Raw genomic sequence first — 16013 nt, 5'->3', positions numbered from 1 at the left:
CCGCTACGCCAAACGAGCCGCCTACTACCAGGCCGAACTCACCATCGCCGCCATCGTCTTATGGCTGCGATGACGAATTACAGGACACTGCCTAGTAAGGGTAGTAGGGGTATGACGCAGCCCAGGAAGAGTTGTAGTAGGTGCAGTGGGTGGGGGTGGGGCAGGCGCGGCTGGCGGTGCCGGCGGTGACCTGCACTACGGAATTGGTGGACAGCGTCGTGGCGGTCATGACGTTGGCCAGGGGGCCGAGGTAGGTGGCGGTGATGTCGACGTGGGTGGTGGCGATCCAGTTGTCGCTCGCGTCGTAGTAGCGGATCGTCCAGTCGGGGACGGTGATGGAGGCGTTGGACTGGCTGCCGGTGGCGGTGCCGGATGTGGGTTGGACCCGGCCGTAGACGATGGTGGGCGCGTCCACCGCCACGCAGCCGTGGTAGATCGAGGTCTTGACCTGGGCGGTGTTGGTGGTGAAGTCGGCCTCGATCACGTTGTTGGCGTCCTCGCAGACGACGGTCGGCTCGTCGGCGGCGTGCGCGGTGGTGGTGCCGGTGATCAGGGCCGCGGGCAGGGCGGCCAGGGCGACGGTGGAGAGCAGGGCGGTGAGGCGGCGGCGCATCGGGGTTCTCCTCGGAGTGGTCAGCGATTCCCGTCAACGGTCCAACGGGCGCCTGCGGGGCACCAGAGGTCGCCGGGGAGGGGTGCACTGCTCCAGACGGGTGGTCCTGCCGGTGCGAAAGGCCCACCCGTGCCGCGTATAAGGCACAAGCCCGTCGGCAGAGAAGCCGTGACCGTGCGGTGAGGGGCAACGGCGCACTTTGGCTCACGGAGGGGAAGCGCGCCCGGTGGCGACCCCGTGGCGAAGCGGACCTCGGACGCGGGACGTCCCCTGCCGCAGGTTTGTCAATCATGCTTGACCGGTTCATGCCGGCAGGTCGGTCGACCAGTGCGGGCGAGCGCGGTACGACACGGCGGCGAGGGCGCGCCGGGTGCTCATCGTTCACGGCTCGCACGCCGCTCTGAACACTCAGCCGCCACCCGCTCGACAGCCGCCCGGATGTCCGCCGTCAGGTAGCCACGAACACGCCGTGAGGTCTCCCCGTCCGGCACGTACTGCCGCAGCGGGTTGCACCCCAACTCGCTCATCTCGCGAGCGAACGCGACCGCCTCGGCCTCCAGTTCCTCGACCAACTCCGACGTGGGCACGAACTCCCGCTCGGGTCTGCTGCACAAGTAGGTGACAGTGGTAGTCACGCAGCCTGACTGGCTGACGTGGTCATGATTGTCTCGTATTCGATGGGGGTCAACCGGCCGAGCGCGGCTTGGCGTCTGCGGCGGTGGTAGGTGCGTTCGATCCAGGTGACGATCGCGGTCCGGAGGGCGTCTCGGGCGGGCCAGGTGCGTCGGTCGAGAACGTTGTTCTGCAGCAACGCGAAGAAGCTCTCCATGGCCGCGTTGTCACCGGCGGCGCCAACGCGGCCCATCGAGCCGGTCAGTCCGTGGCGAGCGAGGGCGCGGACGAATTTCTTTGATCGAAATTGCGATCCGCGGTCGGTGTGGACCACGCAACCGGCGACGTCACCGCGGCGGGCGATCGCGTTGGTGAGCGCGGTGACGGCGAGGCGGGACTTCATCCGGGAGTCGATGGAGTAGCCCACGATCCGGTTGGAATAGACGTCCTTGATCGCGCAGAGATACAGTTTCCCTTCCGTGGTGCGGTGTTCGGTGATGTCGGCCAGCCACAGCCGGTTCGGCGCGGTGGCGGTGAAGTCGCGGCGGACCAGGTCGTCGTGTACCGGCGGACCGGCCTTCTTCCCGTTCTTGCGACGTTTCCTGCCGAACGCGCTCCACCAGCCCATGGACGAGCAGATCCGCCACGCGGTCCGGTCCGCCATCGACAGGCCGGCGTCGCGGGCCTCGTCGGCAAGGAACCGGTAGCCGAACTCCGGATCGTCGCGGTGGGCGTCGAACAACGCGTTCGCCCGATGGGCCCGCTCGAGCTCGGTGGCGGTGACCGGCCTGGCACGCCGGCGGTAGTACGGCTGTCGAGCGATGTTCAAGACCCGGCACGTCACCGCGACGGGGATGCCGTCGGCGGCGAGCTCGTTCACGAGCGGGTAGAGCCTTCCCGGCAGGTTCGCCTACGACAAGTACGCCGTCGCGCGGCGCAGGACCTCGTTCTCCTGCTCCAGCAGCCTGATCCGCTTACGCGCCTCGCGCAGCTCGGCCGAGTCGCTGCGGCTCACACCCGGCTTGGCGCCGTCGTCAACCTCGGCCTGGCGCAGCCACTTGAACAAGGTCACCGGATGGACCCCGAAATCCTTGGCGATCTGCTCGACGGTCACACCGGACTCACGGTCACGAGCGACCCGCACGACATCCTCGCGGAACTCCCGGGGGTAGGGCTTGGGCACAGCGATATCCTCCCAGCTCACCATCACGGCAAGCCAACTCAGATGTCACCAATCCGTGCAGCAGACCCAACCGTCCTTGTCCGACAGGGAGAAGGACCTACCGGACAACAGCCTCTCAGCCACAAGCACCACAACTAAGCAGCGACACGCTACTAGCCGTGCGACAGCACCAGGGCCGCGTTGTTGCTGCCGAACCCGAAGCTGGTCACCAGGGCGGTCGTCGGGCGGCCCGCCGGCAGGGGCACGGGAGCGGTCGGCAGGTGCAGGCGGTCGGTGGCTTCCGGGTCCCGCAGGTTCGGGGTGCCCGGGGCCGCGCCGGTGCGCAGCGCCAGCGCCGCCGTGGCGACGGCGGGCAGGCCCGACACGTGCAGCAGGTGGCCGATCGCCCCCTTGTGCGAGTCCACGGGCAGGTTCCGCAGGCCCAGGTCGGCGGCCACGGCCTCCAGCGCCGCCAGTTCCTCCCGGTCGCCCTGCGGCGTGCCGGTGGCGTGCGCGTGCACGTAGTCCAGCCGGTCCACCCCGGCGTCGGCCACGGCCGCGCGCACGCACCCCTCGATCAGGCCGGCCTCGGACGCGGCCGCCTTGCCCGTACCCACCCCGCAGCTCGCGCCGACGACCGCCACGTCGGTGGGCGCGCCCCGGCGACGAGCCGACGCCTCGGCCTCCACGACCACGGCGCCACCTCCCTCACCCAGCGAGATGCCGCCCCGGCCGCGGTCGAACGGGCGGGCGACCTCGCGGCCCACCGCGCGAACCGCCCGCATGCTGGCGTACTCGTAGCGGTTGAGCGCCGTGCCACCCGCCACCAGCACGACCTCCGCCAGGCCGGTGCGGATCGCCTCACGGGCGAACCCGATGCCGAACGCGGCCGACGCGCACGCGTGCGTCAGGTACACCACCTGGCGACCGCCCAGCGCCTCGGGCACGGCGGGCCCGACGAAGTCCGCCCACTCCTCGGCCGCGTGCCCGTCGGGCGGCTCGTCCGCCGGCGCCTGCCCCACCAGCACCACCAGGGCGTCGCTCGGCAGCGCGGGCAGCCCCGCCGACGCCAGCGCCTCGGCCACCGCCGCTTCCAGGTGCGCCCGCTTCGCCGGCGCGGTGGCGCCCGGCACCTCGCCGACCGGCTCGCCGCCCCAGCACTCGGCCCGGAACCGCCGCGGCTCGGCCAGCGCCGTGCGACCACCGCACAACCCCGACCACAGCGCGCCCACCCCCCACCCGAACGGCGTGACCACTCCCGTCCCGCTCACCACGACCCTGGTCACGACCGGCTCCCCGACACGACTTCGGCGGTGACGACGCAGCCCGGGTCGTCCGCGGCGTCGAGGTCCACCGGCTCCACCCGGCACAGCACCACCGGCCCCCGCCGGGCGAACGCGCGCGCCACCCGCAGCCCCGCCAACGGGTCCACCCCCGCGAGCAGGTAGCAGGGCCCGCGCCACCCGCGTTCGATCGCGAACGCGCGCACCAGCTCCGAGGTCTCCAGGCCGGTCGAGTCGGACGGCCGCACCTGGCGGCCCGGCTCGACGCAGCGGCGGGCGAACCGCCGGGCCGCCCAGCGGCTCCAGGCGTCGGCGAGCACGAGCAGCGGCACGTCGAGGGGCACGCGGTCCAGCACGGCGCCCAGCGTGCCGACGACCGCGTCCCTGGTGGACGCGTAGCGGTCCGTCGTGCCGACGACGGGGGGTTCAGCGGTGTGCGACATGGGCGGGGAAGTCTCCGATCAGGTGTTCCAGGGACGGGTGTCGGTCGGCGAGGTCGACGTCGGCGTGCACCACGGCCACCCCGCCCCGAGTGGTCACCTCGAAGGCCTGCCGCAGCACGTCCGCGAGCCGCGCCTTGTCGGTCACGGTGAAGTGCACGCCCGCGCCGTCGGCGGTCGGCGCGTCCGCGGCGAACGGGTGGCGCGCCGGGTCGAGCCGGTGGCGGTCGAGCTGGGCGTGCAGCCACCCGTACCCGCCGTTGCGCAGCACGACGTACAGCACCGCGACCCCTTCGCGGTCCGCCGTGGCCAGGTCCGGCCGGAAGAGGGTGAACGCGCCGTCGCCGACGAACGCGACCACCGGTCGGTGCGGGACGGCCAGCCGCACCCCGAGCGCCGCCGCCGACCCGAACCCGAGCGTGGTCTGCTCGGACGGGGCCACGCACCCGCCGGGCACGTGGCAGCTGTAGTGCGGGTGGAAGTAGGACCACATGTCCTGCAACCCGTTCTCCTGCACCAGGACCCGGTCGGCGGGCACCACCTCGTCGATCGCGGCGAGCAGCTCGACCACGTGCAGCCGGTCGTCCTCGCGGGCCGCGGCCAGCACGGCTCCGGCCCGCTCCCGCGCGACTTCCCGGCACCGCGCGACCAGGGCCCGCCAACCACCGCCGTCGTCACGCGGGCCCAGCGCGGGCGTCCACCCGGCCAGCACGTCCGCGCCGTCGCCCACCACCTTCGGCCCGCCGTGCGCGGTCGACAGCGACGCCGGGTCGACGTCGACCTGGAGCACCGGCGCGGACAGCCCGTCCCACCCGGTGGTGGCCGTCTCCTCCAGCCTGGTGCCGACCGCGACCACGAGGTCGGTCCCGGACCACAGGGATTCGGTGCCCGGTGGCGTGTAGAGGCCCGCCACGCCGCAGAACAGCGGGTGCCCCTCCCCCACCGCGCCGCGCCCCGACGCGGTGGTGAACACCGCCGCCCCGAGCGCCTCGGCGAAGCGCTCCACCACGCCGTCGGCGTTGCGGTGCCGCATCCCCCCGCCGACCAGCAGCACGGGCCGCCCGCTCGACCGCAGCGCGGCGAGGGCCGGGCCGGCGACGGGGACGCCGACCGCGCGCTCGACCGACGTGAACGGCGTCCACGGCCGGTCGCGCCGCACCGGCACGCCCACCAGGTGGTCGGGCAGCTCCAGGTAGACCGGTCCGGGCGCGCCCGAGGTGGCCACCAGGAACGCCCGCTCCACGGCGGGCACCACCCGGTCCGGGTGGTCCACCCGGTGCGCCCACTTGACCGCGGACGAGACGAGGGCGACCTGGTCCAGCTCCTGGAACGCCCCGCTGCCGCGCCGGTCCACCGCCGTGCCGCCCGCCAGGAGCACCACGGGCGCGCCCGCGGCCCGCGCCTCGACCAGGCCGGTCACCGCGTTGGCGACGGCCGGTCCCTTGCCGACCACGCACACCCCGGGCCGCCCGGACGCCACGGCGTACCCGGTGGCCATGAACACCGCGTTGCGCTGGTCCCGGCACAGCACCAGGCGCAGCCCGGCGTCCTCGACCGCCACCAGGGCGGCGAGGTCGTCACCGGGCAGGCCGAACAGCGGCGGGGACCCCGCCGACCGCAGGTAGTCCGCCACCGCGTGCCATGCGTCCGCGTGCTCTGCCACGTCAGTCCTCCGCCCGTGCCGCGGTGCCCAGGTGGTCGGCCACCGCCTTCGAGATCAGCAGGGGTTCCGCGGTCCGCCGGTTGCGGTGGGCGGCGTAGCCCGCCTGCACCCCGCGCCCGCCGAACGGGCGGTTGCCGTCCTCCACGTCCAGCAGCGTGCGGTTCACGCACACCTGGTGCCGCCGCGCCAGCAGCTCGACCGTGCCGGGGTCGTCGCCGTAGACCATCGCGGCCATGGCGCGGTCGTTGACGAACGGCTCCCGCAGGAACGACCACAGCTCCTCGCGGTCGCGGTAGACCAGGACGTTGAACACCGGCGAGAAGACCTCCTCGACGGGCGCGCGGTCGGCGCACCGCCGCACCAGCACGGTCGGCCGCAGGTGCCGGCTGCGCAGGTCGACCGTCCCGCCGTGCACGATGTGCTCGCGGTTGCGGCGCAGGTACTCGGTCGCGACCTCCAGCGCCGAGTCGTAGAACAGCGGCCCGTAGTCCGCGTCCCGGTCGGTGTAGGGCCCGTAGCGCAACTCGTCCAACCGCTTCACCAGCAGCTCCACGAACTGCGCCGAGTCGGCCTCGGGCACCAGCAGCACGTCCGGCCCGAAGCAGTCCTGCCCGGAGTTGAGCAGGCGCACGCGGATCGCGTCGAGCACCGCGGTGTTCAGGTCGGCGCCGTCCACCACGACGAACGGGTTGATGCCCTGCCCGAAGAACAGCAGCAGCTGCTCGGGCCGCAGCGCCGCCCGGATGCCCTCCACGTTGGCGTAGGTGCCGGTGAACACCACCACGTCCGCGTCACGCGCCTCCGACTCCAGGAACCGGCGCTGGCTCAACGCGCTCGGTTGGACCGGCAGGTCGTGCACCGGTGCGAGCAGTTCGTGCAGGGCCAGTGCCGTCCCGGCGACCTTGGTGGAGGGCCGGAACACCGACCGACCGGTGTAGAGGGAGGGCACCAGCAGGTAGAGCACGTAGGAGTAGCAGACCAGGTTGGACGGCATGAACGCGGCCAGCCGCGCCACCTCGCGCGGCCGGTGGCGGCCCACCTCCTCCACCGCGCCCGCCAGGGTGCGCAGCGACCCGGCGATCTCGGCCTGCACCGACCGGTACGGGGAGATGGCGCACAGCACGTCCGACACCGCCGCCCGCTCGGCGCGCAGGAACTCCGCCACGGCGCGCAACCGGTCCACCCGCTCCGGGAACGGCACCGCCCCGGCGGCGCGCGGCCGGGGCGCCACCGTCCGGCGGGCCAGTTCGGCGAGCCGCCCGGGGTCGGGCTTCCCGTTGCCCGTCACGGGGAACGCGTCCACGACGACCACCCGGTTCGGGTGCTCGTAGGCGGGCAGCACGGCCCGCACCCGGTCGCGCCAGTACCGCTCGTCACGCCCCTCCGGGTCCGCGACGACGAAGACGAGCCTGCTGCCCAGCCTGGTGTCCGGCAGCGGCACGACCTGCACGGGCGCGCCGCACGCGGCCGCCTTGCGCGCCAGCGCCCCCGGGTGGAGCGTGTGGCCCATCCGGTGGACGGCGGCGTGCCGGCCGAGCACGTGCACCCGGCCGCGATCGTCCAGCAGGCCGACGTCTCCGGTCCGGTACGGGCCGGGTGGGCGCGCCCGGAGGCCCCCGGTGTCGTCCAGCAGGCCCCCCGTCGTGTCCGGCGAGGTCACCACGACCTCGCCGGTGACGCCCGGCGCGACGGGCAGGCCGTCGGCGTCGAGCACCGCGACCTCGACCCCCGGCAGGGGCAGGCCGCAGCCGACCGGGTCGTCCGGGGTGGCCAGGGCGATGTTGCCGGCCTCGGTGCAGCCGTAGCCGTCCAGCAGCGGCTGCCCGACCTCCCGGCGGAACCGGTCGGCCAGCGCGGGGTCCAGCGGGCACCCGCCGACGCACCACAGCCGCACCCGCGCGCCGTCGAGCAGCCCGGGATCGCGGCGCAGCAGGTTCAACGCGGTGTGGTAGGTCATCGGCGTGGCGTCGACCACCGTCACCCCGTGCTCGCGGGCGAGCGCCAGGGCGCGGTCCACCCTGGCTTCCGGCGCCACGACCAGCGAACAGCCCACGCGCAGCCACAGCAGCAGCAGGGACAGCCCGTACTGGTGGGAGAACGGCAGCAGCGGCAGCAGGACGTCGTCGGGCCGGTACCCCATGCGCGCGAGGGTGCGGTCGGTGTTGTCCAGCAGGGACGCGCCGGAGCGCACCACCGCCCTGGGCCGCCCCGTCGTCCCCGACGTCCAGGCGATCAGCGCGTCCGGCCGGTCGCGCCAGGCGCTCCAGTCCGGTGTGGACGCGTCCGGGCGCGGCGCGGCGACGGCGACCAGCTCGGCCACGGCGTCCCCGTCCAGCACGTGGTCGGCCCGCGCCAGGTCGGCCAGCCGCCGCACCTCCGCCGCCGGGTGCCGGTGGTCCACCGGGACCACCGACGCGCCCAGGGTGACCAGCGCCGCCAGCACCACCGCGTACCCGGTCGAGTTGGCCGCGCACAGCAGCACCCGGTGCTCGGCGCGGACGCCCCGCTCGCCCAGCACCCCCGCGACGCGTGCCGCGAGCCGGAGCGCGTCCCCGGCCCGCAGCACCCCCGACGCGCCCTCAGCCCCTGCGGACATCGAGCGTGGCGCAGTGGAAGGACCCGCCGAAGGTCTGGAAGTGCTTGAACGGCAGCGGGATCGGCTCGAAACCCCACTTGCGCAGGTAGGCGGCGAACTCCGCCTCCTCGGCCTCCACCAGCACGTGCTCCTCGTCCAGCATCAGCACGTTGCAGTGGATCCACCGGCTCGTGTAGTACAGCGGGTGCGCCGGCGACAACTGCGACGGCGGCGGCACCAGCACCTCCCAGTCGGCGAAGACGTCGGGCAGCCGCGAGACCCACGCCTCGTTGACCAGCACCCTCCCCTCGCCCATGGGCAGCAGCGTCGTGTCGATGTGCATGGGGCCGTCGTCGTCGAAGACGTAGGTGAGCACCTGGTGGCCGGGCCCGAGCTGCCGCTGCAACCAGCGCACCCCGGCCCGGTTGGTCACGTGGCTGAGCTGCCCCACGACGACGCCGTTGCCGATGCGCACGAAGTCCGCCGCGTCGAACAGCGGCTCGTCCTCGGTGATCACCGGGTCGAACTCGTCGTGGTCGCGCACCCGGTCGTCCCGCCACAGCGAGTCCCGCAGCTGCGGCTTGGGCGCGGCGGCCCACCGCGCGCCGCGCTCGAAGTAGTCGCGCAGGATCGTCCGGAAGGCGAACGTCTCGAAGTACCGGGAGCGCCACGCCATGGGCGTCTCCAGCACCAGGTCGTCCAGGGCGAAGAGGCTGTCGCGGGGCATCGCCGAGTGGAACCCGCCGCCGGTGGCGAAGTGCGGCGTGACCACCGGTCGGTGGTGGTCCACCACGTTCGGCCGGCGCACCACGACGCCCTGCCGCTCGAGGAAGTCGGCCAGGCCGTCGACCTCGCGGCGGGCGGCCTCGACCAGGTCGGCGGGGAACCGGCGGCCCGCCCACCCGGTCAGCGGGACCCGCCCGTGCCGCGGCACGACCGCCCGCATCGAGGGGTCCCACTCGGGGACGCGCATGTCGTCCACCACGCCGACGATCACCTCGCGCAGCGGCTCCCACTCGGTGGCCACGCGCACCGGCGACCCACCCGGCCGCGGCGGCGCCACTACCGGTTCCTGCAACTGCCAGGTGCTCATACCAGCCTCCCGTTCGCACACCTCCCCCACCCCGGCGCGGTGGCCTGGGGCAGGGGCACAGCCGGTAGCCCCTCGGGCGCGGGCGGGTGCCCGGTGCCGCGCCACAGGGTCTGGACCCGCTCGACCGACGCCTCCAGCGCGCGGGCCAGCAGCAGCACCGCCAGCTCGGGGTCGGCGGTCTCGCCGCAGGTGAACACGTCCACGAACGCCGCGCCGTGCTCCGGGTAGGTGTGCACCGACGCGTGCGACTCGGTCAGCAGCGCGAGCACGGTCACGCCCAGCGGTTCGAACCGGTGCGAGTCCACCGCGCACACCGTCGCGCCCGCCGCGTCGAGCGCGTCGGTCAGGGCGCGGCGCAGGAACTCCTCGTCGTCCAGCAGCGCCATGTCGACCGACACGAGTTCGGCGATGACGTGGCGGCCCGCGAACAGGTGGCCCTGGTCGTTCCCGACGGCGTCAGCGGACCGGTTCACCGCTGGCTCCGAGGTGGGTGGTGGGCAGCGGTGGGAAGCCGTTGAAGCCCACGGTGGCGCAGCTGGCCGTGTACGCCCCGGTGGCCAGCACGTCGACCAGGTCGCCGGGGGCGAGGTCCAGCGGCAGGTGGTAGGTGTTGCGCTCGTACAGCACGTCGTCGCCGTCGCACGTGGGACCGGCGAGCACGACGGGGCCGACCGGGCCGCCGTCGCGCGCGGTCGCCAGCGCGTAGGTGATGAACTCGTCCTCGGTCTCGGTCAGCCCGTTGTGCCGGCCCACGTCCAGGTAGACCCAGCGGTGCCGGTCCTCGTAGGACTTGCGGGACACCAGGACCACCTCGGTGCGCAGGACCCCGGCGTCGGCGACCACCGCCCGGCCCGGCTCCAGCACGACCTCCGGCCACGCCGACCCGAAGTGCCGGTCCAGGGACTCGCCGATCGCGGTCGCGTAGTCGGCGAGCGGGGGCGCGCCGTCGCGGTAGCCGGCCGGGAGCCCGCCGCCGAGGTCGAGCGTCGTCAGGTGCACCCCCGAGGCCGCCAGGGTGGCCATGATCCGGGCGGCGGTGGCGATGCCGTGCTCCCAGGCGCGCGGGTCGAGCTGCTGCGTGCCGACGTGGAACGACACACCGCGCGCCCGCAGCCCCAGCCGGTGCGCCCGGTGCAGCAGCGCGGCGGCCAGGTCGGGCTCGCACCCGAACTTGCGCCCGAACGCCGACCTGGCGGCGGTCGGGAACGCGAAGACGCGGCACAGCACGTCCGCGCCCGGCGCCAGCGCGGCCACGTTGAGCAGGTCCGCCTCGCTGTCCACGGTGAACACCCGCACGCCGAGCGCGTGCGCCCGCACCACGTCCGACGCCTTCTTGACCGTGTTGCCGTAGGAGAGCCGGTCGGCCGGCGCGCCCGCCCGCAGGCACAGCTCGGCCTCGGCGACGCCGGCCACGTCGAACGACGCGCCCAGCGCGGCCAGCAGCCCCACGACCTCCGGTGCCGGGTTGGCCTTGACGGCGTAGTGCAGCACCGCGGCGGGGAACAGCCGCCGCAGCAGCCGGTAGCGGTCCGCGACCGCGGGCAGGTCCACGACCAGGCACGGCGTCGGCGGCCGGTGCCGGTCCAGGAACGCGCGCAGCCGGTGGCGCACCGCGTCGACCGAGTCGGCCGGCGGGTCGGCGACCAGCACGTCCTCGATCACGCGACCCCACCTCCCGCACCCGTCGCCGCGTGCTGCCGCAGCAGCGGCGGGCTGTCGTAGCGGCGCCACGTCGTGACCTCGTCGCGGTCGGCGCGGTAGACGCCGATCCGCTCGAACACCCGCAGCGCGCCGGTCGGGTTGGCCGAGTCGACCGAGAACACCATGCCGACGTACCCGCGTTCCCGCGCCGCGCGGTCGTTCTCGGCCAGCAGCACGCGGTCGAGGAACCGCCCCCGCAGGCCCGGCCGGGTGCCGATGTACTCGACCTTCAGGTCCGCCTGACCCGTGCCGTGCGGGCTCGCGTCGTGGGCGTAGGACAGCAGGTGCGCCACGACCTCGCCGCGCGCGTCGAGCACCAGGAACGACAGGTCGGGCAGGAACGCCGGGCAGCCGGTGAACTCGCGGCGCCAGCGGTCGCGGTCGACGTGGCCGTCCTCGTGCTGGCCGGCGAACGCGTCGTTGTGCGCCACGCGGACCGCCTCGTCCAGCTCCGGCGCGTAGGTCCGCGCCCGGAAGCCCTCCGGCAGCGGCGGCGCGGTCAGCGGCGGCACGCGGTCCAACCGGGAGTAGACCTCGTGGTAGGTCAGCGTCGGCCGCAGCCCGCGCGAGGCGAGCAGCTCCACCCGCGCCCGGTCGTGGTCGGCGCACCACGTCCCGACGAGCGGCGGCCACGGCGGGCGGTCGGCGGCGCGTGCCAGCGCCCAGTCGAGCAGCCGGCCGTCCAGGCCCGTGCCGAGCTGCCCGGGGTGCACGCCGAACAGCACGTCGCAGCGGTCCCCGGTCGTCCCGGGCCGCACGGTCGCCCACCCCAGCAGCTCCGGACCGGCGAAAACGCCGGTGGAGTCCTCGGGGGTGGCGCCCGGCGCGGTCAGGCCACGCCGGAAGTCCGCGGTGTCGACGTGGTCCACCGGCCGGTCGCGGTGCGGGATGGCGCGCATGAGCGCCGCCCACGCCTCCGCGTCATCGGCGGCCACGGGTCGCCACACGTGTTCGCGCACGCCGCTCACCTCGCCGTCTCCGGGCAGGCGTGCCCGGCGTGGTTGTCGGGGCTCTCGTCCGCCGCCGCGGTGAGGTGGCGGTAGGCGGGGTCGGAGAGCAGCTCCTCGTGCCGCCCGGTCGCGTGCACCACCCCCCGGTGCAGCATCACGACCTGGTCGGCGTGCTGGGCCAGCAGCATCCGGTGCGTGACCGCGATGACGACGCGGTCGCCGGAGTCCTGCATCAGCGACCGCACCAGCACCTGCTCGTTGAACGGGTCCAGCTGCGAGGTCGCCTCGTCCAGCAGCAGCACCTCGCTGTCACGGACCAGCGCCCGCGCCACGGCCAGCCGCTGCCGCTGCCCGCCGGAGATCTGCACGCCCCGCTCGCCGACCTCGGTGTCCAGCCCGCGCGGCAGGCTGGTGACCCAGTCGCTCAGGCCCACGGCGTGCAGCACCCGCCACAGCCGCTCGTCGTCCACGCCCTCCACGCCGTACGCGGCGGCCTCGCGGATCGTCTCGCCCAGCAGCGGAGCCTCCTGCTGCACGTAGGCGATGCGCCGGCGCAGCTCCTCCAGCGGCAGGTCGGCCAGGTCCACCCCGTCGAGCAGGACGCGGCCGCGGTCGGGCTCCACGAACCGCTCCAGCAGGCTCAGCACGGTCGTCTTGCCCGCGCCGGACGTGCCGACCAGCACGGTGATGCCCGGTCGCGCCTCGATGGTGGCCTCGCGCAGCACCGGGCGGTCGCCGTAGCCGAACCAGACGCCCTCCAGCCGCACCGACCGGTTCACCGGCGCAACGCGCGGCGAGGGCGCGCGGCCCTCCCCGGCCCGGTCGGTCTCCTGCGGCATCGCCAGCACGCCCGAGATCCGGCGCAGCGCCGCGAGGCCCTCCGACAGCCGGCCCGCCGAGCCGGTCAGCGACTCCACCGGCTCCTGGATGTAGACGACGTACAGCAGGATCGCCACCAGGTCGCCGACCCCGACGTCACCGGTGCTCACCCGGATCACGCCGATGCCGAGGATCACCAGGAACGTGAAGTCGACGGCCGCGTAGGCCACCGTGTCGGCCAGCGCGCCGGACCGCGCGGCCCGCACGCCCGACCGGTAGGCGGACTCGGCGTGCCGGTCGAACGACTCGGCCTCGCGCCGCTCGGTGCGCGACGCCTTGACCGTGCGGAACGCCAGCAGCACCCGCTGCACCACGCCGAGCATCGAGCCCACGTGCTCCTGGGCGCGCTCGGTGTCCTCCGCGACCTTCTGGAACACCCAGCCCTCGGCCAGCGTCGCCACCGCGAGCACGACGATCACCATCACGGCGAGGAACACGTCGATGGTGAGCATCAGCACGATGCCCGCGACCACCGTCAGCGGCACGACGACGAGGTCCACCAACGCCTTGACCGTCGTCTGCTGCACCACCGCGGTGTCCGAGCTCATCCGCGACAGCAGGTCGCCGGTCGAGTCGCCCTCGACCCGGGCGACCGGCGCGCCGACGATCCGCCGCACCATGGCGCGGCGGATGCCCAGGACGAACCGCTCGCTGAGCTTGCCGCGCTGCCGGTAGCCCGCGTAGTTGAAGCACAGGCCCACCAGCGCCACCCCGCCGAGCACGGCGATGGGGCCGATCAGGTCCTCGCTGTTCTGCACGCCCTCCACCACCTCGCGGGTGGCGAGCGGTTGGATCAGCGCGGCGGCGCGGGCGGCCAGTTCGAGGACGAGCACCACGGCCAGCAGGCCGCGGTAGGGGCTGAGCCAGTCGCGCAGCGTGGCGAGCGCCGACTCGCGGCGCGGCGGCGCGGTGGTGACCATGTGCCGGTCTCTCCGATGGGGTGTCAGTCGAGCGGGAACGTGTACGAGTAGCGGTTGAGGTGCATCACGAGGCACGAGAGGTCCGCGCCGCCCTTGTGGAACTCGCTGAGGTCGATGTGGGTGACGTCGAAGCCGTTGTCGGTGGCGATGGCTTCCAGTTCGTCGTTCTTCGCGCGCTCCAGCCGGTGCTCCGGCGAGCCCGGTTCCATGCCGTGCAGGTTGGACCCGTTGACGATGGTCCGGTTGAGCCGCACCGAGTTGCACAGGCCGATGCGGCTGGAGGCGAGCGACACGGGCACCACGTCGGTGTGGCGGGCGAGGGCGTCCAGCTCGGCGGACGTGAACGCCTCGGTGCACACCAGGGTGCGCTCGCGGGTGAGCGGGAAGACCGAGCAGTCCAGGTGGTACAGGTACGGGTCGGTCAGCCGCACCCGGATGACGCGCATGTCGAAGGTGCGCTCGAACCAGTCGTAGACCGCCGGGTCCGAGCGCATGCCCCAACCGCCGACGTAGACGTTGTCGTGCAGGTGCTTGAGGTCCGCCTCGCCCTCGAAGCGGTGGGGTGCCACGTGGGTGCGGTAGCCCATCGACTCGAAGAACCGCGTCCCGACGGGGGTTTCGCCGCGGCGCGGCTCGGAGGTGAAGTTGGCGACCACGACGTCCCGGCCCTCGGGCAGGTGCTCCGGCACGATGCCCAGGTTCGCCGTGAACACGAGGTCCTGCAGGCCGGTGGTGCGCGGGGTGGGCAGCACGTACACCAGCGCGTCCGCGGCCAGGTAGGACTGGAGGTTGAGGAATTGCACCATGGCGCGGTGGCGGTCGACGGGCCGGTCCTGCTCGGGGTACTCGCGCATCCAGACGTTGTTCGGCTCGTCGGTGCTGAACGAGAAGGGCGCGTTGAGCAGGAAGGCGGGGTGCTGCAACAGGGTCGGGTTCGTCGGCGCCGCCTGGACGGCCGGTGCGGGCTGGACGCGTTCGGACAGCGCCGTCATGCGCTCCTCCTGGTCGTCGGGTCGAGTCCGTGCACGCGCACCAGCGGGTCGATCCCCGCCTGCACGTGGTCGGTGACGCGCTGCACCGGCTCGAGCTCCAGGCCGGGTGAGAGCGGGATGACGAGGTCCACCTGCGAGCCGTAGCGGATCTGCGAGAACCGGTCGCCCTGGCGGCGCGGGACGTTCTGCGCCAGGTCGAAGGGCAGGATGCAGTCCACGGCGTGGTCGGCGACCTGGAGCACGTAGTAGGGCAGGCGCAGGCGGGGCGAGACGACCCGGTTGACCACGCGCTGGTTGCGGCGCAGGTAGTCCGTGCGCGACAGGTCGACCCGCAGCAGCTCCAGCAGGTCGTTCTCCACGTCGAGCATCGGGCGGTTGCGGGTGTCCAGCGCGTCGAGCCGCCGGTAGGACAGCGAGCCGGGGTAGGGCACCCGGTTGACGTGGACGTCGTAGAAGGTCATGAAGACGCCGATGACGAGGCTGCGGTGGGGGTAGCGCGGCGCCCGCAGCGCCTGGCGGAGCGTGTACGCACCGCCCTTGATCTCGACCAGCGGCTCGTCCGGTTCCACCACGCGCTGGTACACGATCACGCCGTCGGCCGGTGAGAAGAAGTGGGTCGGGTCGACGAAGCGGGGCCGGTGCGGGTCGCGGAAGAAGTGGAACTGGGCGAGCCAGGCGGTGGACTTCCCCGCCAGCGGCGCCACCTCGTCCTCCACCCACGTGCGCAGGGCTTTCGCCACGGTCTCTCCCCGGTGTTCGCCGTGCGGCTGCTCCGGCAAAGCTAGGGGCGGCCGATGTTCCCGGGCAATTCGGATAACTCGTTCAGGTGGATTTTGTGCTACCAAAGGAATTCAGGCCGTTTTCGCGGTGACCGGGCGTCGCGTTTCCCGGTGGTTCGGTCGGACGACGACACCACCGGACGGGGAAGTTCCCCCGGCACCTCGGCGTCGCGGGTGGTGGCGGACCGGACCCCTGTCCCGGGCGGCGTCGCCGTCGCCACCCGATGGGATGAGACAGGCGACGGGCGCGTGCGCCGGCGCGGACGGCCTGTGATCATCCGCTGGGGAAACCCCGCCGGGTTTCGATCACCTTCGGCGGGGAGGAGCCCGACGTGACCACCGTGGGGGACG

At 73.6% G+C, this 16013-nt stretch carries 11 protein-coding genes and 2 pseudogenes; all 13 read right to left on the bottom strand.

The features are described 5' to 3' along the window. Positions 1 to 91: 91 nt before the first annotated feature. Positions 92 to 613 carry a hypothetical protein gene (locus ACIGNX_RS02905; protein WP_396535628.1) on the bottom strand — a complete coding sequence of 174 codons (522 nt, stop codon included), beginning with the start codon at positions 611 to 613 and terminating at the stop codon, positions 92 to 94. A gap of 631 nt (positions 614 to 1244) precedes the next feature. Then, positions 1245 to 2408 (bottom strand): annotated as a pseudogene (locus ACIGNX_RS02900) (IS3 family transposase). A 152-nt stretch (positions 2409 to 2560) separates the two neighbouring features. Beyond that, the gene (locus ACIGNX_RS02895; protein ID WP_396535626.1) at positions 2561 to 3673 is read right to left on the bottom strand and encodes a beta-ketoacyl synthase N-terminal-like domain-containing protein; all 1113 of its coding nucleotides are present in this window, start codon (positions 3671 to 3673) and stop codon (positions 2561 to 2563) included. Further along, a complete protein-coding gene (locus ACIGNX_RS02890) occupies positions 3670 to 4113 on the bottom strand; it encodes a hypothetical protein (protein ID WP_396535624.1) in 444 nt (147 codons plus the stop codon). The genes ACIGNX_RS02895 and ACIGNX_RS02890 overlap by 4 nt, the downstream gene beginning before the upstream one ends. Continuing rightward, positions 4097 to 5773, bottom strand: a complete 1677-nt coding sequence (locus tag ACIGNX_RS02885; protein ID WP_396535622.1) for a thiamine pyrophosphate-binding protein — start codon at positions 5771 to 5773, stop codon at positions 4097 to 4099. Before ACIGNX_RS02885 ends, ACIGNX_RS02890 begins: the two co-directional genes overlap by 17 nt. Position 5774: 1 nt before the next feature. Then, a complete protein-coding gene (locus tag ACIGNX_RS02880; RefSeq protein ID WP_396535620.1) occupies positions 5775 to 8369 on the bottom strand; it encodes an aldehyde dehydrogenase family protein in 2595 nt (864 codons plus the stop codon). Next, on the bottom strand, positions 8353 to 9441 hold the full coding sequence (locus tag ACIGNX_RS02875) for an amidinotransferase (RefSeq protein WP_396535618.1): 1089 nt from the start codon (positions 9439 to 9441) through the stop codon (positions 8353 to 8355). Before ACIGNX_RS02875 ends, ACIGNX_RS02880 begins: the two co-directional genes overlap by 17 nt. Positions 9442 to 9536: 95 nt before the next feature. Next, a pseudogene (gene speD / locus ACIGNX_RS02870) lies at positions 9537 to 9872 on the bottom strand (adenosylmethionine decarboxylase); the annotation flags it as partial. A 25-nt stretch (positions 9873 to 9897) separates the two neighbouring features. Continuing rightward, entirely contained in the window at positions 9898 to 11103 is a 1206-nt protein-coding gene (locus tag ACIGNX_RS02865) for a type III PLP-dependent enzyme (RefSeq protein ID WP_396535616.1), read from the bottom strand. After that, positions 11100 to 12101, bottom strand: a complete 1002-nt coding sequence (locus ACIGNX_RS02860) for an N-acetyltransferase (RefSeq protein WP_396535614.1) — start codon at positions 12099 to 12101, stop codon at positions 11100 to 11102. The genes ACIGNX_RS02865 and ACIGNX_RS02860 overlap by 4 nt, the downstream gene beginning before the upstream one ends. 5 nt (positions 12102 to 12106) lie before the next feature. After that, the gene (locus ACIGNX_RS02855; protein WP_396535612.1) at positions 12107 to 13891 is read right to left on the bottom strand and encodes an ABC transporter ATP-binding protein; all 1785 of its coding nucleotides are present in this window, start codon (positions 13889 to 13891) and stop codon (positions 12107 to 12109) included. Positions 13892 to 13914: 23 nt separating this feature from the next. Continuing rightward, entirely contained in the window at positions 13915 to 14883 is a 969-nt protein-coding gene (locus ACIGNX_RS02850) for a dimethylarginine dimethylaminohydrolase family protein (protein WP_396535610.1), read from the bottom strand. Continuing rightward, on the bottom strand, positions 14880 to 15623 hold the full coding sequence (locus ACIGNX_RS02845; RefSeq protein WP_396535608.1) for a phosphatidylserine decarboxylase: 744 nt from the start codon (positions 15621 to 15623) through the stop codon (positions 14880 to 14882). The genes ACIGNX_RS02850 and ACIGNX_RS02845 overlap by 4 nt, the downstream gene beginning before the upstream one ends. Between the last annotated feature and the right edge of the window lie 390 nt (positions 15624 to 16013).

The organism is Actinosynnema sp. NPDC053489, assembly GCF_044544865.1.
Lineage (GTDB): Bacteria > Actinomycetota > Actinomycetes > Mycobacteriales > Pseudonocardiaceae > Actinosynnema.
This window is presented reverse-complemented; position numbering and strand designations above follow the sequence as displayed.